23 protein-coding genes are annotated in these 22,191 nt (G+C 68.7%); 10 read left to right on the top strand and 13 right to left on the bottom strand.

Features of this window, described 5'->3' with window-relative positions; translation table 11 throughout:
• Positions 1 to 37: 37 nt before the first annotated feature.
• Together ACZ6O0_RS23930 and ACZ6O0_RS23925 are read left to right on the top strand one after the other, a co-directional pair.
• On the top strand, positions 38 to 1,372 hold the full coding sequence (locus ACZ6O0_RS23930; protein WP_465767186.1) for a 2-isopropylmalate synthase: 1,335 nt from the start codon (positions 38 to 40) through the stop codon (positions 1,370 to 1,372).
• Positions 1,360 to 2,148 (top strand): ABC transporter ATP-binding protein, encoded by a 789-nt coding sequence (locus tag ACZ6O0_RS23925; RefSeq protein WP_465767185.1) that lies wholly within the window; start codon positions 1,360 to 1,362, stop codon positions 2,146 to 2,148. Before ACZ6O0_RS23930 ends, ACZ6O0_RS23925 begins: the two co-directional genes overlap by 13 nt.
• Here ACZ6O0_RS23925 and ACZ6O0_RS23920 read toward each other — a convergent pair.
• Positions 2,090 to 2,530 (bottom strand): hypothetical protein, encoded by a 441-nt coding sequence (locus ACZ6O0_RS23920; protein WP_465767184.1) that lies wholly within the window; start codon positions 2,528 to 2,530, stop codon positions 2,090 to 2,092. The two genes, ACZ6O0_RS23925 and ACZ6O0_RS23920, sit on opposite strands and share 59 nt — an antisense overlap.
• Positions 2,531 to 2,746: 216 nt before the next feature.
• Here ACZ6O0_RS23920 and ACZ6O0_RS23915 point away from each other — a divergent pair, with 216 nt between their 5' ends.
• Together ACZ6O0_RS23915 and ACZ6O0_RS23910 are read left to right on the top strand one after the other, a co-directional pair.
• Positions 2,747 to 3,247 carry a hypothetical protein gene (locus tag ACZ6O0_RS23915; RefSeq protein ID WP_465767183.1) on the top strand — a complete coding sequence of 167 codons (501 nt, stop codon included), beginning with the start codon at positions 2,747 to 2,749 and terminating at the stop codon, positions 3,245 to 3,247.
• Positions 3,247 to 3,726, top strand: a complete 480-nt coding sequence (locus ACZ6O0_RS23910; protein WP_465767182.1) for a hypothetical protein — start codon at positions 3,247 to 3,249, stop codon at positions 3,724 to 3,726. Before ACZ6O0_RS23915 ends, ACZ6O0_RS23910 begins: the two co-directional genes overlap by 1 nt.
• Here the strand turns inward: ACZ6O0_RS23910 and ACZ6O0_RS23905 are convergent.
• Positions 3,719 to 4,417 carry a DUF1707 SHOCT-like domain-containing protein gene (locus ACZ6O0_RS23905; RefSeq protein WP_465767181.1) on the bottom strand — a complete coding sequence of 233 codons (699 nt, stop codon included), beginning with the start codon at positions 4,415 to 4,417 and terminating at the stop codon, positions 3,719 to 3,721. The two genes, ACZ6O0_RS23910 and ACZ6O0_RS23905, sit on opposite strands and share 8 nt — an antisense overlap.
• 97 nt (positions 4,418 to 4,514) lie before the next feature.
• Here ACZ6O0_RS23905 and ACZ6O0_RS23900 point away from each other — a divergent pair, with 97 nt between their 5' ends.
• From ACZ6O0_RS23900 to ACZ6O0_RS23890, 3 genes are all read left to right on the top strand, one after another.
• On the top strand, positions 4,515 to 4,853 hold the full coding sequence (locus ACZ6O0_RS23900; protein ID WP_465767180.1) for a hypothetical protein: 339 nt from the start codon (positions 4,515 to 4,517) through the stop codon (positions 4,851 to 4,853).
• 39 nt (positions 4,854 to 4,892) lie between these two features.
• Complete coding sequence (locus ACZ6O0_RS23895; RefSeq protein ID WP_465767179.1) at positions 4,893 to 6,557, top strand: fumarate hydratase; 1,665 nt, start codon at positions 4,893 to 4,895, stop codon at positions 6,555 to 6,557.
• Positions 6,558 to 6,712: 155 nt separating this feature from the next.
• Complete coding sequence (locus ACZ6O0_RS23890) at positions 6,713 to 7,174, top strand: nitroreductase/quinone reductase family protein (protein WP_465767178.1); 462 nt, start codon at positions 6,713 to 6,715, stop codon at positions 7,172 to 7,174.
• 2 nt (positions 7,175 to 7,176) lie between these two features.
• Here the strand turns inward: ACZ6O0_RS23890 and ACZ6O0_RS23885 are convergent, their stop codons facing one another.
• The 8 genes from ACZ6O0_RS23885 to ACZ6O0_RS23850 all read right to left on the bottom strand — a co-directional run bounded on the left by ACZ6O0_RS23885 (position 7,177) and on the right by ACZ6O0_RS23850 (position 15,361).
• A complete protein-coding gene (locus ACZ6O0_RS23885; protein WP_465767177.1) occupies positions 7,177 to 7,335 on the bottom strand; it encodes a hypothetical protein in 159 nt (52 codons plus the stop codon).
• 70 nt (positions 7,336 to 7,405) lie between these two features.
• On the bottom strand, positions 7,406 to 8,086 hold the full coding sequence (locus tag ACZ6O0_RS23880; protein ID WP_465767176.1) for a ribonuclease FAU-1 family protein: 681 nt from the start codon (positions 8,084 to 8,086) through the stop codon (positions 7,406 to 7,408).
• Positions 8,083 to 9,486, bottom strand: coding sequence for a class II fumarate hydratase (locus ACZ6O0_RS23875; protein WP_465767175.1), 1,404 nt, complete (start codon positions 9,484 to 9,486; stop codon positions 8,083 to 8,085). Before ACZ6O0_RS23875 ends, ACZ6O0_RS23880 begins: the two co-directional genes overlap by 4 nt.
• A 44-nt stretch (positions 9,487 to 9,530) precedes the next feature.
• On the bottom strand, positions 9,531 to 10,205 hold the full coding sequence (locus ACZ6O0_RS23870) for a spermidine synthase (protein ID WP_465767174.1): 675 nt from the start codon (positions 10,203 to 10,205) through the stop codon (positions 9,531 to 9,533).
• A gap of 59 nt (positions 10,206 to 10,264) precedes the next feature.
• The gene (locus ACZ6O0_RS23865) at positions 10,265 to 10,837 is read right to left on the bottom strand and encodes a dihydrofolate reductase family protein (RefSeq protein ID WP_465767173.1); all 573 of its coding nucleotides are present in this window, start codon (positions 10,835 to 10,837) and stop codon (positions 10,265 to 10,267) included.
• A gap of 100 nt (positions 10,838 to 10,937) precedes the next feature.
• Positions 10,938 to 11,636, bottom strand: coding sequence for an aggregation-promoting factor C-terminal-like domain-containing protein (locus ACZ6O0_RS23860; RefSeq protein ID WP_465767172.1), 699 nt, complete (start codon positions 11,634 to 11,636; stop codon positions 10,938 to 10,940).
• 184 nt (positions 11,637 to 11,820) lie between these two features.
• A complete protein-coding gene (locus tag ACZ6O0_RS23855; protein ID WP_465767171.1) occupies positions 11,821 to 13,155 on the bottom strand; it encodes a PhoH family protein in 1,335 nt (444 codons plus the stop codon).
• Positions 13,156 to 14,581: 1,426 nt separating this feature from the next.
• Positions 14,582 to 15,361, bottom strand: coding sequence for an isoprenyl transferase (locus tag ACZ6O0_RS23850; protein WP_465767170.1), 780 nt, complete (start codon positions 15,359 to 15,361; stop codon positions 14,582 to 14,584).
• Positions 15,362 to 15,651: 290 nt separating this feature from the next.
• Here ACZ6O0_RS23850 and trhA point away from each other — a divergent pair, with 290 nt between their 5' ends.
• The gene (gene trhA / locus ACZ6O0_RS23845; protein ID WP_465767169.1) at positions 15,652 to 16,347 is read left to right on the top strand and encodes a PAQR family membrane homeostasis protein TrhA; all 696 of its coding nucleotides are present in this window, start codon (positions 15,652 to 15,654) and stop codon (positions 16,345 to 16,347) included.
• On the opposite strand, the gene ACZ6O0_RS23840 is transcribed toward trhA, so the two are convergent.
• Positions 16,344 to 16,787 (bottom strand): MarR family winged helix-turn-helix transcriptional regulator, encoded by a 444-nt coding sequence (locus ACZ6O0_RS23840; protein ID WP_465767168.1) that lies wholly within the window; start codon positions 16,785 to 16,787, stop codon positions 16,344 to 16,346. The two genes, trhA and ACZ6O0_RS23840, sit on opposite strands and share 4 nt — an antisense overlap.
• Positions 16,788 to 16,903: 116 nt before the next feature.
• On the opposite strand from ACZ6O0_RS23840, the gene ACZ6O0_RS23835 reads away from it, so the two are divergent.
• On the top strand, positions 16,904 to 18,073 hold the full coding sequence (locus ACZ6O0_RS23835) for a phosphotransferase (RefSeq protein WP_465767167.1): 1,170 nt from the start codon (positions 16,904 to 16,906) through the stop codon (positions 18,071 to 18,073).
• Between the two features lie 62 nt (positions 18,074 to 18,135).
• Positions 18,136 to 18,645 (top strand): hypothetical protein, encoded by a 510-nt coding sequence (locus ACZ6O0_RS23830; protein ID WP_465767166.1) that lies wholly within the window; start codon positions 18,136 to 18,138, stop codon positions 18,643 to 18,645.
• Here ACZ6O0_RS23830 and ACZ6O0_RS23825 read toward each other — a convergent pair.
• Together ACZ6O0_RS23825 and ACZ6O0_RS23820 are read right to left on the bottom strand one after the other, a co-directional pair.
• Positions 18,642 to 20,057: a M28 family metallopeptidase gene (locus ACZ6O0_RS23825; protein ID WP_465767165.1), complete on the bottom strand. Its 1,416-nt coding sequence runs from the start codon at positions 20,055 to 20,057 to the stop codon at positions 18,642 to 18,644. The genes ACZ6O0_RS23830 and ACZ6O0_RS23825 overlap by 4 nt on opposite strands.
• A gap of 8 nt (positions 20,058 to 20,065) precedes the next feature.
• Complete coding sequence (locus tag ACZ6O0_RS23820; protein ID WP_465767164.1) at positions 20,066 to 22,141, bottom strand: M4 family metallopeptidase; 2,076 nt, start codon at positions 22,139 to 22,141, stop codon at positions 20,066 to 20,068.
• Between the last annotated feature and the right edge of the window lie 50 nt (positions 22,142 to 22,191).

Here is a 22,191-nt window from a genome sequence, read left to right as displayed (position 1 = left end):
GTCGCCGGTCCCTCCGCTTCGAACCGAAGGACCACCCATGGACTGGAACCGCCAGCAGCACTCCCCCATGCCCAGCCACCGATACCGCGACATCTTCGCCAAGGTGCCGGTCGCACCGATCGACCGGGACTGGCCGGACCGCCGGATCAGCACCGCGCCGCTGTGGGTGCCGGTCGACCTCCGCGACGGCAACCAGGCGCTGGCCGACCCGATGGATCCCGACCGCAAGCGGGCGTTCTTCGAGCTGATGGTTGCCATCGGCTACAAAGAGATCGAGGTCGGGTACCCGTCCGCCTCGCAGACCGACTTCGACTTCGTCCGGTTGCTGGCGACGTCGGACCTGGTGCCTGCCGATGTCACCATCGTGGTGTTCACGCCGGCCCGGCCCGACCTGATCGCGCGGACCGTCGAGTCGGTGGCCGGGATGCGTGGCGACGTGGTGATCCACATGTACGCGGCGACGGCTCCGGTGTGGCGGGACGTCGTACTGCGTCGTACGCAGGACGAACTCGCGTCGATGATCTACGCAGGATCCGAGGAGATCCTCCGGCTGGCCGGCGACTCGGTCCGGTTCCAGTTCTCGCCCGAGGTGTTCAACCTGACCGAGCCGGACTACGTGCTCGAGTTGAGCGACCACCTGACCAAGCAGTGGGACGCGACGCCGGAGCGGCCGGTGATCCTCAACCTGCCGGCCACGATCGAGGCCGCGACACCGAACGTGTACGCCGACCAGATCGAGTACATGCACAAGAACCTGCCGCGGCGCGACGGCGTGATCCTGTCCGTGCACCCGCACAACGACCGCGGCACGGGCATCGCCTGCGCGGAGCTCGCCGTACTCGCCGGCGCGCAGCGGGTCGAGGGCTGCATCTTCGGCAACGGCGAACGCACCGGGAACGTCGACATCGCCACCCTCGCGCTGAACCTGCACGCCCAGGGCGTCGACCCGATGATCGACTTCTCCGACATCGACCGGATCCGGGAGGTCGTGGAGCACTGCACGCGGATGCCGATCCATCCACGGCATCCGTACGTCGGGGAGCTCGTCTACACGGCGTTCTCAGGGACCCATCAGGACGCGATCCGGAAGGGGTTCGCCGTCCAAGGGCCCGGTGCGTGGGACGTGCCGTACCTGCCGATCGATCCGATGGATGTGGGCCGGGGGTACGAGGCGGTCGTCCGGGTGAACAGCCAGTCCGGCAAGGGCGGGATCGCGCACGTACTGGAGACTGCGTACGGCGTGCGGCTGTCGGCGGCGCAGGAACGGGAGTTCGCGCGGCACGTGCAGCGGCACACCGACGGGACCGGGCGGGAAGCGAGCGCGGAGGAGCTGAAGGCGTTGTACGAGGAGGTTTTCGGGTGCTCGAACTGAAGGACGTCGACTTCGTCCGGGACGGCAAACTGCTGCTCGGCGGGGTGTCGCTGACGGTCGGCGAGGGTGAGCGGTGGGCGCTGCTCGGGCCGAACGGCGCCGGGAAGAGCACGCTGCTGGGATTGTGTGGCGCGATCACGCACCCGACCCGCGGGACCGTCGAGATCCTCGGCCGCCGGCTCGGCACCGTCGACATCCGCACGCTGCGCGAGTCGATCGGTCACGTCAATCCGCGGCACCCGCTGCGGTCTCCGCTGAGCATCGTGGACATCGTCCTCACCGGGCTGACCGGGACCATCGAGCTCATGCCCCGCTGGCAGGCGACGCCTGCTCAGCGGGAGCGCGCTCTCGAGCTGATCGAGCTGCTCGGTATCAGCGCACTGGCCACGTCTTCCTGGACGACCCTGTCCCAGGGCGAACGCGGGCGGGCGCTGATCGCCCGCGCGCTGATCTCCGACCCACGCCTCCTGCTGCTCGACGAACCGTCGACCGGCCTCGACGTGGCGGCCCGCGAGCAACTCCTCGAGACCCTCGACCAGATCAACGCCTCCCATCCCCACCTGGCCTGGGTCCTCGTCACCCACCACCTCGAAGAGCTCCCCACCTGCACCACCCACGCAGCCCTCCTCCACGAAGGCCGGGTCCTGGCCGCCGGCCCGGCGTACGACGTCCTCACCACCGACCTCGTCTCCCAAGCCTTCAACCACCCCATCCACATCACCCACCACGCCGGCCGCTGGACCGCCACCGCCCGACCAAGTACCCGACCCCACTGAGCACACCGAGCGCGGCACACCCGGACGCACCAACCAGACCGAACACCCCGTCCGACCGCGCCGCCTCCACGGCCCACGTACTACACCCATCCGCCGCCCGGGTGACGACGTACTCCACCGGTACGACGTCCCCCGCGCGGAGGACACGGTCCCCCGGCTCCTTGCCGGTCTCGATCGTGTAGCCCACCCCGCCGACCGTGTAGCGGATCACCACCGAACCGGACCCTTTGCTGAACCACCCCGGCTCGCGCTCCGCCACAACGATCCCGTCGACGACCGCGGTCGGCTCCGAGCGCGGCCGCGACTGGTGCCACGAATACCCGCCGTCCGCGCCCAAGGCGGCCGTCATCAACGCGAAGAACGCGACCAGCGACAACGGCACCAGCGGCTGCCCACGCCGCCGCCAGCCGTCGCCCGCCGCATGCCTCCCGGCCGGCTTCCGTCCGCTAGTTCGTAGGCGGCGGCCGGGCCGCGGACGAAGGCCCAGCTCGGTGCTGCTCGGACGCGACTCATCCGGCAATTCTCGCTGCGCGGGCGAGGGTTTTCGTGCATTACAGTGAGCCTGCTCCGGGGGTGGGGTCGTGAAGGCTGGGGACGCATGACGGTGATGGGTGAAGCGGCGCCGGAGGTTTGGGCGGCGGAGTTCCGGCGGGCGGGACGGGTGGTGTTTCCGCTCCGGCGGCGGACGGTGATCTGGGGATTGGCGCAGGGGCTGGTGCCCGCCGTGTTGTTCTCCGTCTTCTGGGTTCCGGGCGGGCTGGAGGCCGGCGGAGGTCGACGTGTCAGCGTCCTGGTGCTCGTGGGGGCCTACGTGATTGCCCTCGGCCTCAGTGTTTGGCAGCTCGTCACCCAGCGGCCGACGGTGACGGTTGACCTCGAGGGCATCCGGCGCGGCCGGAAGAGGTTCATGCCGTGGACCGAGGTCGGCGCCATCGGGATCGCGAATGGGCCGGTGTGGGGCAGGTCGTTGCCGATCATCGCGAAGGACGCGTGGGGGAAGGACCTCAGGCTCGAGCAGCGGAACATCCGGGACCTCCCGGCCTTCCGCCGCTGGCTCGAGACCCTGCTCGACGAACACCGGGCGAGCACATGGCGGTGATGGGAGAGGAACCGCCCGAGGTCTGGGCGGAGGAGTTCCGGCGGACGGGCCGGGTGGTGTTTCCGGTACGGCGGAAGCGGCTGGTGATCCAGCGCGCGTGCTTCGCCGCGGTGTTCGCCGTCAACCCGGCGCTGTCGGTCACCGAGTGGATCCACGACGGCGGACCACGCCTCGTCCTCGGCCTGTTGTCCGTCGCCCTCATCCTGGTGCTCATCGGCCTCAGCACCTGGCAGTTCGTCACACAGCGCCCCACGGTGATCATCGACCACGACGGCATCCGCACCGGCCGGACCTACCTCCCGTGGACCGCCGTCGGCTCCATCGGCATCCCCACCGGCCCGAAGTTCTACCTGCTCGTCCCCATCATCCCGACCGACGTCTGGGCCACCCACCACCGCCTGACCCAGGACAACATCCGCGACATCCCAGCCTTCGCGAAGTGGTTGGAGGAGGTGCTCGCCGAACGGCGGGTCAGGTGAGGCGGAGGCGTTTGGAGAGGCGGGGGCCTCGTTTGATCTTGATCTCGCCCAGGATCGCGGTGCCGCGGATGTGGAACGTGGTGGGGCGGGCGGCGGGGGTGTTGGGGTCGGGAACGACGCCCAGGCCGGCTTCCTGTTCGGAGACGGAGCCGAGGATGGGGTTGCTGTCGAGCAGGACGATCGCGTTCTGCGGGACGCGGATCTTCACGTCGGCGAGGATCGACTTCACCTCGACGTGGATCTCGTCGAACGGGATCTGGGCCTCGGTGTAGTCCAGCGTGACGTCGCCGAGGACGGCGTTGACCTCCTGGCGCTGCGGCACCAGCCAACCGCCCTGGCGCTTGGTCTCCGACATGAACGCGTTGATCACCGGGCCGTTCTCGACCACCGCGCCGGTGTAGTGCGGGCTGACGGCCGGCACACCGGGAGCGCGTGGACCGTTCGGCAGGTCGACGGTGAGCTCGACGAGTTCGCCGTACGTCTTGGCGGCGTACAACGTCTCGAGCCGCTCCTCGAGCTCGGCGTACGACAGGCGTCCCTCGGCGGCGGACTCGCGCAGTACGTCGGCGACCTCTTCCCGCTCGAGGTCGGACACCCGCCGGCGCAACGCCAGCTCGTCACCGGTCGGCGGCGCCTGGGCAGGCACGACATCCTGCGGTCGATTCTCCTGAGGAACCTCATCCTGAGCCACGCCCAAAACGATACGCGCGCCCCAGCCCACCCGCTGCCCGTTTCTTCCCCGATTCACCCCTGACCCGACCCCTGATCCGGCCGTCATACTGTCCACCATGAACTGGCCCGCGGGACTTCTGGGGCGGGCTACGGCCGCCGCGTATCTGCTTGCTTTCCCGGCTCTGTACGCCGGTGTCGTGTGGACCCTGATCGGCCAATTGACCGGAGACGGCTCGCCGCAGACCGGCGCGATCATCCTGTTCCTGGTCGGCGGCTTCCTCATCATCGCGCTGTCCCTCGTCCTTCGCCGCCGGGTGCCGGAGTCGACGAACAAGCTGACCAGGAGCATGACCGGCCACCAGCTCGCCTACCACCGGCTGGCGCTGGGCTTCGAGCTGCGCGGGGCCTGGCGCGCGGTCAGGGGTGAGCGCGCAGCCGCGGGCGAGCCGAACTAGGCTTGGAGGGCTCAGACCACCTGCCTTGGAGGTACGACGGTGTCCGCCGACTTCAACTACTCCGATCTGTTGCCGTTGGGTGCTGACGAGACGGAGTACCGGCTGCTGACGACCGAGGGTGTCAGCACGTTCACGGCGGGCGACCGGACGTTCCTGCAAGTGGAGCCGGAGGTGCTGCAGGCGCTGACGGCCGAGGCGATGCACGACATCTCGCACTACCTGCGGACGGCGCACCTCGCGCAGCTGCGCCGGATCATCGACGACCCGGAGGCGTCCGGCAACGACCGGTTCGTCGCGCTCGACCTGCTGAAGAACGCGAACATCTCGGCCGGCGGCGTCCTCCCGATGTGCCAGGACACCGGCACCGCGATCGTGATGGGCAAGAAGTCCGAGGGCGTGCTCACCGGCGCGGTCGACGAGGAGTGGATCAGCCGCGGGGTGTACGACGCCTACACCAAGCTGAACCTGCGCTACTCGCAGATGGCCCCGCTGACCATGTGGGACGAGAAGAACACCGGCTCCAACCTGCCGGCCCAGATCGAGCTGTACTCGACCCCGCAGCACGGCGACCCGGCGTACAAGTTCCTGTTCATGGCCAAGGGCGGCGGCTCGGCGAACAAGTCGTTCCTGTTCCAGGAGACCAAGGCGGTGCTCAACCCGGCCGGGATGATGAAGTTCCTGGACGAGAAGATCCGCTCGCTCGGGACCGCGGCCTGCCCGCCGTACCACCTCGCGGTCGTGGTCGGCGGTACGTCGGCCGAGTACGCGCTGAAGACCGCGAAGTACGCGTCCGCGCACTACCTCGACGGGCTGCCGACCGCGGGATCGCCGCTGGGACACGGGTTCCGGGACCTGGAGCTGGAGGAGGAGGTCTTCAAGCTCACGCAGCAGTTCGGGATCGGTGCGCAGTTCGGCGGGAAGTACTTCTGCCACGACGTCCGGGTGATCCGGCTGCCGCGGCACGGCGCGTCGTGCCCGGTCGCGATCGCGGTGTCCTGCTCGGCGGACCGGCAGGCGCTGGCCAAGATCACGCCCGAGGGTGTGTTCCTGGAGCAGCTCGAGCGCGACCCGGCCCGGTTCCTGCCGGACACCACGGACGAGCACCTCGAAGACGAGGCCGACGTCGTACGGATCGATCTGAACCGGCCGATGAGCGAGATCCGTGCCGAACTGTCCAAGCTGCCGGTGAAGACGCGGCTGTCGCTGAGCGGGCCGCTGGTGGTGGCGCGCGACATCGCGCACGCCAAGATCAAGGAGCGGCTGGACGCCGGCGAGCCGATGCCGCAGTACCTGCGCGATCACGCCGTGTACTACGCGGGGCCGGCGAAGACGCCCGAGGGGTACGCGTCGGGGTCGTTCGGGCCGACGACGGCGGGGCGGATGGACGCGTACGTCGACCAGTTCCAGGCGGCCGGTGGATCGTTCGTGATGCTTGCCAAGGGCAACCGATCGGCGAAGGTGACGGCGGCGTGCAAGGAGCACGGTGGGTTCTACCTGGGGTCGATCGGCGGGCCGGCGGCGCGGCTGGCGCAGGACTGCATCAAGTCGGTCGACGTGATCGAGTACGCCGAGCTCGGGATGGAGGCCGTCTGGAAGATCCAGGTGGAGGACTTCCCGGCATTCATCGTCGTGGATGACAAGGGCAACGACTTCTTCACGGACACCGCCAAGCCAGTTCCGCTCACGGTGCGCCCACGGAGCTGAAAGCAGTTGGTGGTGGGGGCGGACACCGCGAAACCAGTGGCCCTCACCGTGCGTCCGCGGAGCTGAAAAGCAGTTGGTGGTGGGGGCGGACACCGCCAAGCCAGTCCCCCTCACCGTGCGCCCGCGGAGCTGACCGGGCTGCTTGACGTGGCTGGATGATCGCATCACCCTCGGAGACGGGGGGTGGTGTGATGGGCCGGCGGATGCTGCGGATCGGGAACCAGATCGGGGTGTGGATGTATCGCACGCTCGACGGGCGGCTGGCGAGCGGGAGCAAGAACGTGCACGTGCTGCTGCTGACCACGCCCGGCCGGCGGACCGGCGAACCACGGTCGACCTGCGTACGGTACCTGGAGACCGACGACGGGCTGCTCGTCTGGGGCACCGGGTCAGGGTCGCGGCAGGATCCGGACTGGTTCCGCAACCTGCGCGCGGCGACGACGACCCACGTGCAGATCGGCGCGCGGCACGTCCGGATGCACGCGCGGGAGCTGACCGGGGAGGAACGGACGCGGGCGTGGACCGACGTCATCCTGCGGGAGGATCCACGCATCGGGCGATACGCCGTGAAGGCTCATCGCACGATCCCGGTCGCCGTCCTGGAGGCAGCGGACTGACGTCAGCTGGCCTTGCTGTCGACCGCCTCCGGGAGTTTGGCGAGGAGAGCCCTTGCGGCGCTGACGAGGTCGGCTTCGTTGTGGCCGAAGGCCTGGAGGTAGCAGCCCAAGGCCGAGCGCAGTAGTTGGAGCTCCTCGGCTTCCAGCTCAATCGTGTACATATTCCCAAGGTAAGTCTGAACCCGCAGGTTGCAACCGCTCGTGACCCACCCGTTGTGAGCCCACCTACGGTCAGCTGTGGAGTTCATCCGCTATGAGGGTTGGCTGGTGGGTCGTAGGCGCTACCGGGAGGTGCCAATGGGGTGGTGAGGTCCAGGTCTGCCAGCCGTCGGAGAACGGCGAGGTCCAGGCTTCGATCTCGCGGACCGCGGCGTGGGCGTCGGCGATGATCGACGCTGCCTCGGTGGCGGTGAAACGGCCGGCGACGACCGCGCCCTCCAGCTCGTCCTCGTCCTTCCATTCGATCTTCCGGTCCGGAGTTATCCACAGGTCAAGCACATGATCGACGGTGCTGGTCCGGCGCGCCCCGGTCTCCCGGAGGTGCGGCGCCTCGAGGTTCACGTACCAGCCGCGGAACGTGCCGTCGTCACCCCAGAAGTGCCAGACCGACCACGGCTTGTCCGGTGGCAGCACCTTGAGGATCCCGGTGCCGCGCCAGATGTCGAGCTTCAGCACCCGGTCCTCGGTGAACATCCCGATCGGACCGGCGTACCGCGTCTCGCGTCCGTCCGCCAGCACCGGCTTGATCAGCGGCGTCCCCGGGGCAAGCCAGGCGACCAGTCCGTCCGCGTCGTCACGCACCACCGTCATCGGCCGGACGTTCGGCAGGTCCGCATGCCGCCCGGTCCCCTGGTACACCCACTCGATCGTCGTCCCCGGCTCCCAGAACCCCGACTCCGCGGCCGACGTCACGACGCGTCCGGCCGCGTCATCGAGAGTACGTCGAGAGCCGCGTCCAACTGCTCCTCGGTCAGGTCACCCTTCTCGACGTGCCCGTTCTCGATCACGACCTCGCGGATCGTCTTGCCTTGTTTCAAAGCACTCTTGGCCACGGCGGCAGCGTTCTCGTACCCGATGTAGCGGTTGAGCGGAGTGACGATCGACGGTGAGGACTCCGCGAGCTCGCGGGCGTGCTCGACGTTCGCGGTGATGCCGTCGACGCAGCGGTCGGCCAGCAGGCGGGAGCTGTTCGCCAGGAGGGAGATGGATTCGAGCAGGTTGCGGGCGATCACCGGAAGCATCACGTTCAGCTCGAAGTTGCCGCCGGCACCGGCCACGGTGATCGCGGTGTCGTTGCCGATCACCTGGGCGGCGACCATCAGCGTCGCCTCGCAGAGCACCGGGTTCACCTTGCCGGGCATGATGCTGGAACCCGGTTGCAGGTCCGGCAGCGCGATCTCGCCCAGCCCGGCCCGCGGCCCGGATCCCATCCAGCGCAGGTCGTTGCAGATCTTCGTCAGGCTGACCGCGACCGTCTTCAGCTGCCCGGACAGCTCGACCAGCGCGTCCCGCGCACCCTGCGCCTCGAAGTGGTCCTCGGCCTCACTGAACTGGAGCCCGGTCCGCCGGTTCAGCTCGGCGATCACGGCCGCGGCGAACCCGGAAGGCGTGTTGATGCCCGTCCCGACCGCCGTCCCACCGAGCGGCAGCTCGGCCACCCGCGACAACGTCCCCCGGACCCGGTCCGCCCCGCGGCCCACCTGCTGCGCATACCCATCGAACTCCTGCCCAAGCGTCACCGGCGTCGCGTCCATCAGGTGCGTCCGCCCCGACTTGACCACCTCGGCGAACTCAGATCCCTTACGAGACAGGGAATCCGCCAAGTGCTCGAGTGCCGGCAGCAGCTCGTGGACGACACCCGCCGTGGCCGCGACGTGGATCGCCGACGGGAAGGTGTCGTTGCTGGACTGGGACGCGTTCACGTGATCGTTCGGATGCACGTCGGCGCCGAGCGACCGGGTGGCGAGCGTCGCGAGCACCTCGTTCGCATTCATGTTCGTCGACGTCCCCGACCCGGTCTGGAACACGTCGATCGGGAACTCCGCGTCGAACTCCCCCGCGGCCACCTGGTCCGCGGCGGCCACGATCGCGGCGGACCGCTCCCCGTCCAGCACGCCGAGCCTGGCGTTCACCACCGCCGCCGAGGCCTTGATCTGCGCGAGCGCGTGCACGAGCGCCGGCGCCAGCGGCCGCCCGGAGATCGGGAAGTTCTCCACCGCGCGCTGGGTCTGCGCCCGCCACAACGCCTCCCGAGGCACCCTGACCTCGCCCATCGTGTCGTGCTCGATCCTGAATTCCACGTCATCACCCATACCTGCAGAGTACGTCGCTCCGCGTCGCCACCGGCGACCGATCGTCAGACTGTGGATAACGAGCCCTGGTACACGTAGTAGGTCTCGTCCCGTCCCTGCAGCGTGACCGGAACGGGCTTGACCTCACAGGCGCCGAAGGCCGACGAAACGGCGGACTCCAGGGAAGAGGACGTCGACGACGACCAGATGGTAAGGGCACCGCCGGGCCGGAGTTTCCCGCGGCACACGTCGAGGAACGACGAGGTGTAGATCGCCGAATTCTCGTTGTAGACAAGGAAGTCCGGCCCGTTGTCGACGTCGAGAAGGATGGCGTCCAGCGACGCATCCGGTGAGGCGGCAACGACCGAGCGGACGTCGCCGACTTCGACGGACACGCGAGGGTCGTCGAGCACCGACGGCACCAGCCCGGACCGCATCCACGCCACCAGGTCAGGTTCGATCTCGGCGACGACCACCGAGCCCAGGCGCGCGTCGGCCAGCAGCGCACGGACGGTGTAGCCGAGCCCCAGGCCACCCACGAGCACACGGTCGGGACGTCGTACCGCGGCCAAGGCGGCCGACGCGAGCAGCTCCTCGCTGGAGGTCTCCAGATCGTCCATCACGAAGACACCGTTCACCCGCAGCTCCAGTGCACCGTCCTCGCGACGCCGGAGGACGAGCTCGCCCCGCTCGCTGCGCCCGCGCGCGATCTCCGCCACGCCGAACCCCTCGCCTTCCATGGTGAGAATGGTGTCATGACAGTCAGCGGGAAGGGACGGCCCCATCCCCTTGGCAGGCCTCAGTAGTGCACCTTGTAGCGCAGGTGGGTGGCGTTCGCCGTCGGTACGACGTCCGTCCGCTCCAGCTGGAACTGCCGGCCGATGTTGTCGAACAGCCGTGTTCCCGACTCCAGCAGAACAGGGGCCAGATGCAACTGGATCTCGTCCAGCAACCCGGCCGCCAGACACTGCTGTGCGGCGCTCGCGCCGTGCACCCCGACGACCCGATCGTCGCCCGCCGCAGCCTTGGCCTGTGAGACCGCCGACTCGATGCCATCGGTGACGAACGTGAACACGTCCACAGCGGTCCGTGGCGCGTTGTGAGTGAGGACGAAGCACGGCGTCTGCCCGGCCGGCCCGCCGTCACCCCAGCCGCCTTCACCCTCGGCCAGGTCGTACGAGCGCCGCCCCATCAGGATCGAGCCGACCGACGCGACCATGCCGTCCAGGAGCGCCGCGTCCTCCGCGGTCGGCTCCCACAGCCAGCGATGCAGTACGTCGCCGCCGGCTCCGAGCTGCTGTTCCCGGGTGACGTGCGGTCCGGTCACATAATCGTCCAGCGACATCGAGATCCCGGCGATGACGAGTGCCATGATGCTCTCCTTCGAAGAGGTGGTCCTTACCGTTCGAAGCCTGCCGCAGCAGGGACCGCGAGCACCTCCGTGCCGGCCACGGAAGCACTACGGAGAGAACTCAGTACCAGCCCTTGGCCTGGGAGTGCGCCCACGCGGAGCACGGGGAGCCGTAGGCGTCCTCGATGTAGTCCAGGCCCCACTTGATCTGGGTGACCGGGTTGGTGCGCCAGTCGGAGCCGTAGGCCGCCATCCGGTTACCGGGCAGCGCCTGCGGGATGCCGTACGCCGACGAGGTCGGGTTGTCGGCGTTGACCTTCCAGCGGGACTCCTTGTTCCACAGCTTCTCGAGGCAGCTGAACTGGCTCTCGCCCCAGCCGTGGTCGGGCAGGAGGTTCATCGCGACCTCCTTGGGCGTGCCCTCGATCTTCTTCCGCTCGGCGTCGCGGCTGGCCCGCTCCTCGCGCGACTTGTCGTCGGTCTTCTGCAGCGCCTTGTACCGCGCCAGCGCCGCGTTCTTCGCGGCCCGCTTGATCGCGGCCTGGTCCTGCATCGCCTTCCGGGCCGCCTCGACGGCCTCGATCTGGTTCCGCAGCCGGATGACTTCCTGGGCCTGCTCCGCGGCGGACTTCGGCTTGACCGACGGAGTACTGGCGATGTGGGCCTTCTCGCTGTTCAGCACGGCCATCTCGGCGCGACCGGACACCTGCTCCGACGCGCTGCTGCTCCCGGGGGAGCTGAAGAGGTCGATACCGGCGACAACGGAGACGACGACGATCCCAGTCACTGAGAGAGCCGCGACGGAGCGCTTCGCTTTCATCTGTCCTTCCGAGAAAACCCGACCCCCGTCGGCTGCAACGAGAACATACTCTGGCGTAAACCGTCCGTGATCACAAGCAGGTCACGAACACGACAGTGCGGCCGCCAGCGTGGCGACCGCACCGTCGTTCGAAGTCTTACGCGTGCTTTACACGAGAGCTATGACCCAATAACTCCGACGCTCCTTACAGCTGCAGATCGTCCAGCATTTCGGTGACCAGAGCCGCGATCGGCGAGCGCTCCGACCGGGTCAGCGTCACGTGCGCGAACAGCGGATGCCCCTTCAGCTGCTCCACCACCGCGACCACGCCGTCGTGCCGGCCGACCCGCAGGTTGTCCCGCTGGGCCACGTCGTGGGTGAGCACGACCCGCGAGTTCGCGCCGACCCGGGACAGCACGGTCAGCAGCACGTTGCGCTCGAGCGACTGGGCCTCGTCCACGATCACGAACGCGTCGTGCAGCGAGCGGCCACGGATGTGGGTCAGCGGCAGCACCTCGAGCATGCCGCGGTCCATCACCTCGTCGATCACGTCACCGCTGGTCAGCGCGCCGAGCGTGTCGTACACGGCCTGCGCCCACGGCTGCATCTTCTCGGACTCGCTGCCCGGCAGGTACCCGAGCTCCTGCCCGCCGACCGCGAACAGCGGCCGGAACACGACGACCTTCTTGTGCTGCCGCCGTTCCATCACCGACTCCAGGCCGGCGCACAGCGCGAGCGCCGACTTACCGGTACCGGCGCGGCCGCCGAGCGAGATGATCCCGACGTCGGGGTCCAGCAGCAGGTCGAGCGCGACCCGCTGCTCGGCGGACCGGCCGCGGATCCCGAACGCCTCCCGGTCCCCCCGGACCAGCCGGATCCGCTTGTCCGGCATCACCCGGCCGAGCGCACTGCCCCGCTCGGACAGCAGCACCAGCCCGGTGTGGGTCGGGAACTCACCGGCCTGCGGCAGCTCCAGTACGCCGTTCTCGTACAGGTCGTCGACCGCGTGGGTCTCGACCTCGAGCTCGGCCATCCCGGTCCAGCCGGACTCCAGGGTCAGCTCGGCCCGGTACTCCTCGGCCTGCAGGCCGCAGGCGGAGGCCTTGACCCGCATCGGCAGGTCCTTCGAGACCAGCGTGACGTCCTTGCCCTCGGCCATGAAGTTGCAGGCCACGGCCAGGATGCGGCTGTCGTTGTCGCCGAGCCGGAAACCGGCCGGCAGGGACTCCGGGTCCGTATGGTTCAGTTCGACCCGAAGCGTTCCACCCTTCTCCCCCACTGGCAGGGGCGCGTCCAGACGTCCGTGCAGGATCCGGAGCTCGTCGAGCAGCCGCAGCGCGGTGCGAGCGAAGTAGCCGAGTTCCGGGTGATGCCGTTTGCCCTCCAATTCGGTGACGACGACCACCGGGACGACCACCTCGTGCTCGTCGAACCGCAGCATCGCGTGCGGGTCGGAGAGGAGCACCGAGGTGTCCAGCACGAAAGTGCGCTGGTCCGGTGTGGATGAGGTACTTGACGCCTTGGCGTGGGTGGCAGCCATGTCGCACGTCCTCTCGGGCCGCGACGTGCACCACGCCCGGCCCACCAGTGGTTAGGTGTTGGACCGGGAGCGGGGGCGTTCTGGTGCAGATCCCCTCCGGATCGCCGCACGAGCGGATCCGGGAACCAGTGAGATCGAGACCTGGGGTCTCGGGCACTCCGTTCTGCCCCTCATGGGGCAACCGGCTGGCGAACGATTCTCAAGCTGATCGGGCCTCCCGGACAGCCGGCTTCCCCTCCGACCGTCATTGTCAGGGTAGGAGGGTCCCGCAAACGGCGCAGCCCGACACGCCCGGCCACGGGGTTAACGCCGTGTTACACCTTCCCCCCACGCGGGGGAGACCGTTCCCCCGGGCGGGTGATCCGATCCGGCGGGCTGCCGCGAAACCCTCGGCTCATGCGGAAGAACTGGCCGGTGTGGACCGGATACGCAACGTCACTGTGGTCCCTGGCCTACGGCGTCCTGGGGCTGTATTGGGCCTTCGGCGGGGCGGCCTATCCCTTCGCGAAGGTGGCCGATGATCGGGCGACCGGCTCGATCCTGGAGGGGTCGCCGGTGCACGTGGTCGCGCCGATCATCGCCGCGCTCGGCCTGGGCGGCGCCGTCCTCGCGATCGTGATGACGCGACGGCAAGCCCGCGGACGGGTGCTGCAGTCGATCGCCGCCGTACTCGCGGTCGGACTGGCGCTCGTGATCCCTGACTACACACTGATCGCGGTCGTCGCGCTCTCCCCGGCGATCGTCGTGTTCGCGTTCACCGGCGTACCGGGGGACCAGGCCGGCATCGGCGACATCCTGTACTGGCACCGGGTGAACCTGATCATCGTGTTCGCCGGCGGTCTGCTGTGGGCCGCGACCGCACTCGCGTACCACCGCCGCAGCCGGGGCGCCTGCGTCTCCTGCGGTCGTACGGACGGGGTGGAGAAGGCCTGGACGAGACCTGAGTCGGCACTGCGGTGGGGCCGGCGGGCGGTCGCCGTCGCGGTGGCGGCGAACCTTCCGTACGAGTTCACCCGCGTGGCCTGGTACTTCGGCTGGCCGGTCGGGATCAGCGACGACTTCCACCGGATGATGGCCGACACGCCAGGGATGCTCGAGATGGGACTCGGACTGGCCGCGCTGGGCCTCGGCGGCGGCGTCCTCACCCACGGCCTGGTGCACCGCTGGGGCGAGGTCTACCCGCACTGGATCTGGTTCAAGGCAGGCCAACGCGTCCCACCATTGCTCGCCATCATCCCGGCGTCCCTGGTCGCCGTCGTCCTGATCCCGGCCGGGCTGATGAACAGCCAACTGCCCCTGACCGGCGACAACTGGGCCATCAACGCACCCGGCATCCTCTGGGTCGTCTGGGGCATAGCTCTGGGCGCCGCGACCTACGCCTACTACCTGCGCCGCCGTACGACGTGCGCCCGGTGCGGCCGCGGGGTCACGTGCCGAAGCGGCGCTCTCGTTGGGCGTAGCTCCGGACTGCACGGAGGAAGTCGACGTGCCGGAAGTCCGGCCAGAGGGCTTCGCAGAAATAGAACTCGCTCAGCGCGCTCTGCCACAGCAGGAAGCCGCCCAGGCGCTGCTCACCCGAGGTCCGGATGACCAGGTCCGGGTCGGGCTGGCCCTTCGTGTAGAGGTGCCGCGCGATGTGCTCGACGTCGACCCGCTCGGCCAGCTCCTCGATCGAGATGCCCTGCGCGGCCTCCTCGAGCAGCAGTGAGCGGACCGCGTCGGCCAGCTCGCGGCGGCCGCCGTACCCGACGGCGACGTTGACCAGCATCCCCTCGACGCCCTGGGTGGCCGCCTCGGCGCCCTTCAGCGCCTCGGCAGTGGCTCCGGGCAGGAGGTCGAGCGCGCCGACCGGGTGGATCCGCCAGCGGCCGATCGAGGTCAGCTCCTCGACCGTCTGCTCGATGATCCGCAGCAGCGGCTCCAGCTCGTCGGCCGGACGGCTCAGGTTGTCGGTGGACAGCATCCAGACCGTGACCACCTTGACGCCGACGTCGTCGCACCAGTCGAGGAACTCGACGATCTTGTTCGCCCCGGCCTCGTGGCCGCGCGAGACCGGGTCGCCGACCGCCCGGGCCCAGCGCCGGTTGCCGTCGATGATGACGCCGATGTGCCGCGGGATCCGGTCGGGTGCCAGGGATCGCCGCAGCCGGCGCTCGTACAGGCCGTACACCGCGTCGCGCAGCTTCTGCTTGCCAGGTGTCCGCATGGGCAGGGTGCTCCCCCTTTGTCGGACAGCTCATCGCGTCCGGGCCTCGAATGCTCTCGGTCACGAGGCTAGCCCAGATTCAACCCGGAATGAGAGGGCACAGAACAGGTCTGGGGAACCTGCCGGGAAGTTCGAACTTTCGCCGGAGTTCGTGCGTCGGACACGCGGGCGGCGGTGTGCCGATCGGTGATATCGCCTACATTTCGTGCTTATGGACCATTGAACCTACGCTTGCGTAGGTTACGGTTGCGTAGGTACTGAACCGCCCGGCACCCCTCGAAAGGACGGCGATGACCGCTACCAGCGCCCAGCCCCAGGAACTCGGGCACCGGCTCTCCGGCCGCCTCGGGCCGCTCAAGCCGAAGCTTCGCGGCTGGCTGCACGCCGGCACCTTCCCGTTCGCCACCGCCGCCGGCATCGTGCTGATCTGCCTGGCGCCGCACGCGAACGCCCGCTGGGCCGCCGCGGTCTACACGGCCGGCTCGATGCTGCTGTTCGGCATCTCCGCGCTGTACCACCGGTTCTACTGGGGCCCGACCGGTGAGGCGATCCTGCGCCGGCTCGACCACTCCAACATCTTCCTGCTGATCGCCGGCACCTACACCCCGCTGGGGATGGTGCTGCTGCACGGCAAGGACCGACTGCTGATGCTCACCTTGGTCTGGGGCGGGGCGCTGGCCGGCATCCTGTTCCGGATCTTCTGGGTGCACGCTCCGCGCTGGCTCTACACGCCGATCTACCTGGCGCTCGGCTGGGTCGCGATCTTCTGGATGGGCGACATCTACCACCAGGGCGGCGCCGCGGTGGTCACGCTGATCGCGATCGGCGGCGGCCTGTACTCGCTCGGCGCGGTCGTCTACGGCACCAAACGGCCGAACCCGTCCCCCCGCTGGTTCGGCTTCCACGAGATCTTCCACGCGTTCACGGTCGCGGCGTTCATCTGCCACTACATCGCCGTCAGCATCGCGACCTACCGGGCCGGCTAGCTCCCGATCACCCGCAGGATCTCCCTGAATTCCTCGAAGCGCTCTGGGCCCAGTTGGTCCGCCCAGAGCGCTTCGACGCGTTCGATGGCGACACGGCTGTACGCGACCGCGTCGTCGCCGCGGGCGGTACGCCGTACCAGCCGGACCCGGCGGTCTCCGCGGAGCCGGTCCGACTCGGTGTAGCCGAGTTTCTGCAGGTAGTCCACGTGCTGCCCGAGGCCCTGCTTGGTCATCAGCGCGACCTCGGCGAGATCGGTGATCCGGGCACCGTCGGCCGGAATCAACTCGAGCAGCCGGTAGTGCGACACGCGCAGCCCCGGGAAGTCCGAGGTGGCCAGGATCTCCTCCCGGAGCCGCCTCAGCGCCTGCCCGAGCAGCCCGGCGATGTGGTCGGGCCACGGTCCGCCAGGAGTGCCCGAAAGGTCGTTGACGGAAGTCATAAGGCAACTTTACTATCCAGATAGTAAGGCTGCTTTACTTCATTCCGTGCCAGCTCTGAAGACTGGCAGAAGGCCGGGGCGCACGATGGGCAGCCAGACGGCATTGGGGGAATCGCATGATCACCGCACTCGAACCGCTGGGACGGGATGCCCTGACCCACGACGACTTCACCGAACTCGTCCGGACCATCACCGAGGACCCGGCCGCCACGCCCGGCGACGTCCGGGTCGAGCCGGTCGACTACCCGATCGGTACGCCGAGCACCGAGGCACTGCTCCGCCTGTTCGGTACGGCGACCACCACGACCGGGGACACGGTCGACTGGTCGTGTTTCGTGAAGAAGCTGCAGTCCGTGCGGCACTGGCCGTTCCTCGACATGGTGCCCGAGCAGTTCCGGGCCGCCTTCATCCAGAACCTGCCCTGGCAGCTCGAGATCGCCGTCCACCGCAGCGGTATCTCCGAACTGCTCCCGGACGGCATGCGCCTGCCCAGGGCCTACCGGATCGACGTGTACGACGACGATCGCGGCACGCTGTGGATGGAGAACGTCATCCAGGAGCCCGGCCCCTGGCCGATCGGGCGGTTCGAGCGGGCGGCGTACCTCCTCGGCCGGCTCTCGGCGAGACGGCAGACCCATCTGGTCGAGCCGCTGCTCCCCCGCGGCAACGTCACCACTCCGGGCGTCGGCCTGCGGTACTACACCGACGGCCGCGTGATGCGGGCCGCCATCCCGGCCATCGCGGACCCGGAGACCTGGCGGCATCCGCTACTCGCGGCGGCGGTCTGCAATGTCGGTGACCACCGGCTGCGGGGCGATCTGCTCGACCTGGCCGAGCGGCTTCCCGCCGTACTCGACGCGCTCGACACGCTCCCGCAGTGCTACCAGCACGGGGACGCGAGTCCGCAGAACCTCCTGGTCCCGCAGGGACAGCCGGACGAGTTCGTGGTGATCGACTGGGGGTTCGACTGCCCGCAGGCGGTCGGGTTCGACCTGGGTCAGCTGCTCGTCGGGCTCGCACACGCCGGCGAGCTGGCGCCGGAGGCACTGCAGAGCGTGCACCGCGTGATCGTGAAGGCGTTCCTGAAGGGCCTGGCCGAGGAGGGCATGCAGGTGACCGAGGAGCAGGTGCTCTACGGCTATCTCGGCTCGCTGTGCGCTCGGGCGACCTTCACCGCGCTGCCGCTGGAGCAGATCACCAAGGCGGACGGGGTCACGCTGGGACTGTTCGAAGACCGCGTCCTGCTCACCCGCGCGCTGGTCGACCTGGTGTCACCGGTGGTCTGACGATCACATCTCAGTACTGTCACAGCTGCAACGAACAGACCCCCTGCGTGTATCCATGGTGCGTGAGGAACCTGAGCAGATACGCAGTGGTCGCAGCGGTCGCCGGACTCGTGCTGAGCGGGTGCGGTTACGAGTCCGGCGGTGGCACAGGCAACCCACCGCCCTCCGCGGCCCCGAGCAGTACTCCGACGGTCACCCAGTCGACGCCGGTCGGCGCCGGGCTGCCCCTGACGGTCAGCCGGACCGGCGGGTTCGCCGGCTTCGACGACCAGGTGCTGATCACTCCCGACGGTGTCGCCACGGTGAGTTCGCGGGGCAAGGAGACGATCCGCTGCCAGCTCGACCCGAGCCTGGTGGCGATGATCTCCACGGCCTCCCAGCAGGTCGACTGGGCCGGCCTGGTCGCCACCAAACCGACGTTCAAGCACCCCGACGACATGATCGTCGCGGTCTCCGCGAACGGGAAGACGGCCCGGCTGGAGGATCCCAAGGTCAAGGCACTGGCGGCCCCGGTGAGCAAACTGCTCACCGAAGCCGCCATCCCACCGGGCAAGCTCTGCCGGAAGATCTAGCCGGCCGTCAGGGCCACGTCGTCGACGACGAAGCTGGTCTGCAGGGACGAGTCCTCCTGGCCGAGGAACCGCACGGTCACGGTTTTCCCCTTGTAGGCAAGGACATCCAGCGTCTTCTGCACGTACGACGTGGTCTTGTTCAGGTTCGAGTACGTCGCCAGCGTCGTGGTGGTCGCGCCGTCGACGACTTGCACCTTCACCGTGTCGTACACCGTCGACGAGGTGGTCTCGGCCGTGTCGATCCGGATCCACAGCGACAGCGAGGCCGCCGTGGCCGCGGCCGGGATCGCCACCGATTGGCCGAGGTTCTCGGTACTGCTCCGGCCGTTGCCCTGCAGCCACGCCTTGTAGCTTCCGGTGTGCGCCGGCCGGGACGTGCTGTTCGTGATCACGCCGGTGGTTCCGGTCCAGTTCGCCGGACCGGATTCGAAGCCGGGGTTCTGCAGGAGGTTGCCGCCGGTCGGCGGCGGGCCGCCGGTGTAGTCCTTCTGGGCGTAGTTCCAGATCATGTGGCCGATGGCATCGATCTGGCGGTCCAGCGAGGTCAGGTCCAGGTTGCTGATGGTGTCGCAGGACCGGTGGTAACAACGGTCGAACGCCTGCCCCGCCGTACCACCCCACTTCGCTGCCTGGGCGGACGACTTCGTCTCCTCCGCGCCGGAGAACGTCCCGGCGGTCGGGATGCCGAGCGACCGGAACGCGGCGTGGTCGGAGCGGCCCTGGACGTCGATGAACTCGGTCTGGATGCTCTTACCGGTGAAGTAGGAGACCAGATCGTCACGGGCACCGTCGCCGGCCGGGTTGTCGTCGTACACGAAGTAGCCCGGGTTCGGCGAGGCGATCATGTCGAAGTTCAGGTACAGCTCGATCTTGTCCCGCTCGGCCGCGGGCAGGTTGTTGACGTAGTACTTCGAGCCGAGCAGACCGAGCTCCTCGGCACCCCAGAACCCGAACCTCAACCGGTTCCTGGGAGTCTGGCCGCCGGCAGCGTAGGCGAGGGCGGTTTCGAGTACGCCGGCGCTGCCTGAGCCGTTGTCGTTGATCCCCGGACCGGCGCTGACGCTGTCCAGGTGCGAGCCGGTCATCACCACGTGGTTCGCGTCGCCGTGCGGCCATTCCGCGATCACGTTGTACGACGTACCCGCCGAGGTGCTGAACGACTGCAGGGTCGTGGTGTACCCGGCCGCGTCGAGCTTGGCCTTCACGTAGTCGGCCGACGCCTTGTAGCCGGGCCGGCCGGTGTAGCGGTTGCCACCGTTGCTGGTCGCGATCGACTGCAACTGGTCCAGGTGGGCCTTGGTGTTAGTCACGGAGATGTCCGGGGAGTCCGCGGCGACCGCCACGTTGCCGGGAGCAAGCAACGTGGCGGCCACCAGTGCGGCACCGAGTCCCGGACCGAGAACCCTGTGCATAGGAGTTCTCAGCTCGCGGTCAGCGAGGTGTCGTCGATGACGAAGCTGGTCTGCAGGGAGGAGTCCTCCTGGCCGACGAACTTCACCGTGACGGTCTTGCCCTTGTACGCCGTGACGTTCAGGGTCTTCTGCACGTACGACGTGTTCTTGTTCAGGTTCGAGTACGTCGCCAGCGTGGTCGTGGCCGAACCGTCGACGATCTGCACCTTCGCCGTGTCGTACACGGTCCCGGTGGTGGTCTCGGCGGTGTCGATCCGGATCCAGAACGAGAGCGTGGCAGACGTCGCCGAGGCCGGGATCGCGACCGACTGGCCGACGTTCTCGGTGGTGGCGCGACCGTTGCCCTGCAGCCAGAGCTTCCAGGTGCCCGTGCGGGCCGGGCGGCCGGTGTTGTTGGTGATCGGGCCGGCGGTGCCGGTCCAGTTCACCGCGCCGGACTCGAAGCCCGGGTTGAGCAGCAGGTTGTCGCCGGTCGGCGGCTCCGGGTCGCCACCACCGGTGCAGGCGGCCGCGCCGGCCGGGACGGAGATCCCGCTGAAGGCGGCCTCGATGCCCTTGCACTGCGTGGAATCGGCGCCGTACAGCTCCTTGGCGGAGTTGATGGCACCCTCGCGGGCGTCCTTGTAGGTGCTGCCCGAGCTGAGCTTGGTGCTCAGCGTGCGGTACCAGACCTTGGCGGCCACGTCGCGGCCGACACCGGTGATGGTGGCGCCGTTGCAGGCGGTGCTGCTGTGCGTCACGCCGCCGATGACCTTGCTGCCGGTGCCCTCGGAGGCCAGGTAGAACCAGTGGTTCAGCGGGCCGGACGAGTAGTGCGGGTCGAGCCCACCGGTGCTGGTCGACCAGCAGTCCACGCTGCGGCCGTCCTTGGACGGCTTGTCCATGTAGCGCAGCGGGGTGCCGTTACCGTTGATGTTGATCTTCTCGCCGATCAGGTAGTCACCCGGGTCGGACGAGTTGTTCGCCGAGAACTCCACCGCGGTACCGAAGATGTCGCTCGTCGCCTCGTTCAGGCCGCCCGCGTCACCGGAGTAGTTCAGGTTGGCGGTCGCCTCGGTGACACCATGGCTCATCTCGTGGCCGGCGACGTCGATCGCGGTCAGCGGACGGGCGTTGCCCGAGCCGTCGCCGTACGTCATCTGGGTGCCGTCCCAGAACGCGTTCACGTACGCGTTGCCGTAGTGCACCCGCGACCGAGCACCCTGGCCGTTGTTGAAGATGCCGTTGCGGCCGTGGACGTTCTTGTAGTAGTCCCAGGTCAGCTGGGCGCCGTAGTGCGCGTCCACACCGGCGGTCTGGCGGTTCGACGTGGCGCCGTTGCCCCAGGTGTCGTCGGGGTCGGTGAACGTGGTGCCGTTGCCGGAGGTCGCACCGTTGAGGTCGGTGGTGTAGTTCCCACCGCGGCTCGGGTCGGTCATGGTGTAGCTGCCCGACGTACCGATGCTGACCGTGCCGGAGTACATCGAGTTGCCGGTACCGGTCTTGATCTCGTCGTCCTGGTCCAGCAGGGCGCCGGTCTTCGCGTCGATGAACGAGTGCAGCACCGACGGGGTCTGGTCCGGCTTCACACCGGTGGTGACGACCTCGTAGGCGAGCACGGGCTTGCTCGGCGTCACGAAGACGACCAGCGCACCCTTGTTCCCGGTGGCCTTGAACTTCGCCGACCGGGCGGCCTTGGTGAGCGCGGCCGACTGGGACAGAGTCGGCTTGGTGGCGACCGCGACGGCCTTGGCGCCGCGGTTGTAGGTGACCTGCCCGACCGTCGCGCCGGTGCGCTTGACGATCAGGTCACCGCCGACGACCTTCAGGCCGTTGTAGGTGCGGTCGTAGCGGACGTACTCGGTGCCGTCCGCGTCCTTGACCACGTCGCGGACGACGAGCTGCTCGCCACCGGCGAGTCCGAGGGCTGCGGCCGTCTGCGCGGTCAGCGCCTGTTCGGCCTGGACGGCGGCCGGCTGGTTGAAGCCGGACGCCGGAAGCGGAGCCGCTCGGTGCGCGGCACCCGCGGGTGAGCCGGTCAACGCCCCGGCAAGACCCGCTGCCGCGACGATGGCCACCGCCCCTGCTGATGTCAGTCGTTTCAAGACAACATCTCCTCACGGTGTGGTCGCTGTTTGGGCGCAGCGACCGAATT

This window comes from Kribbella sp. NPDC048837 (assembly GCF_055586945.1).
Note: the sequence above shows the minus strand (reverse complement) of the source record. Positions and strands in the feature narration are given on the sequence as shown.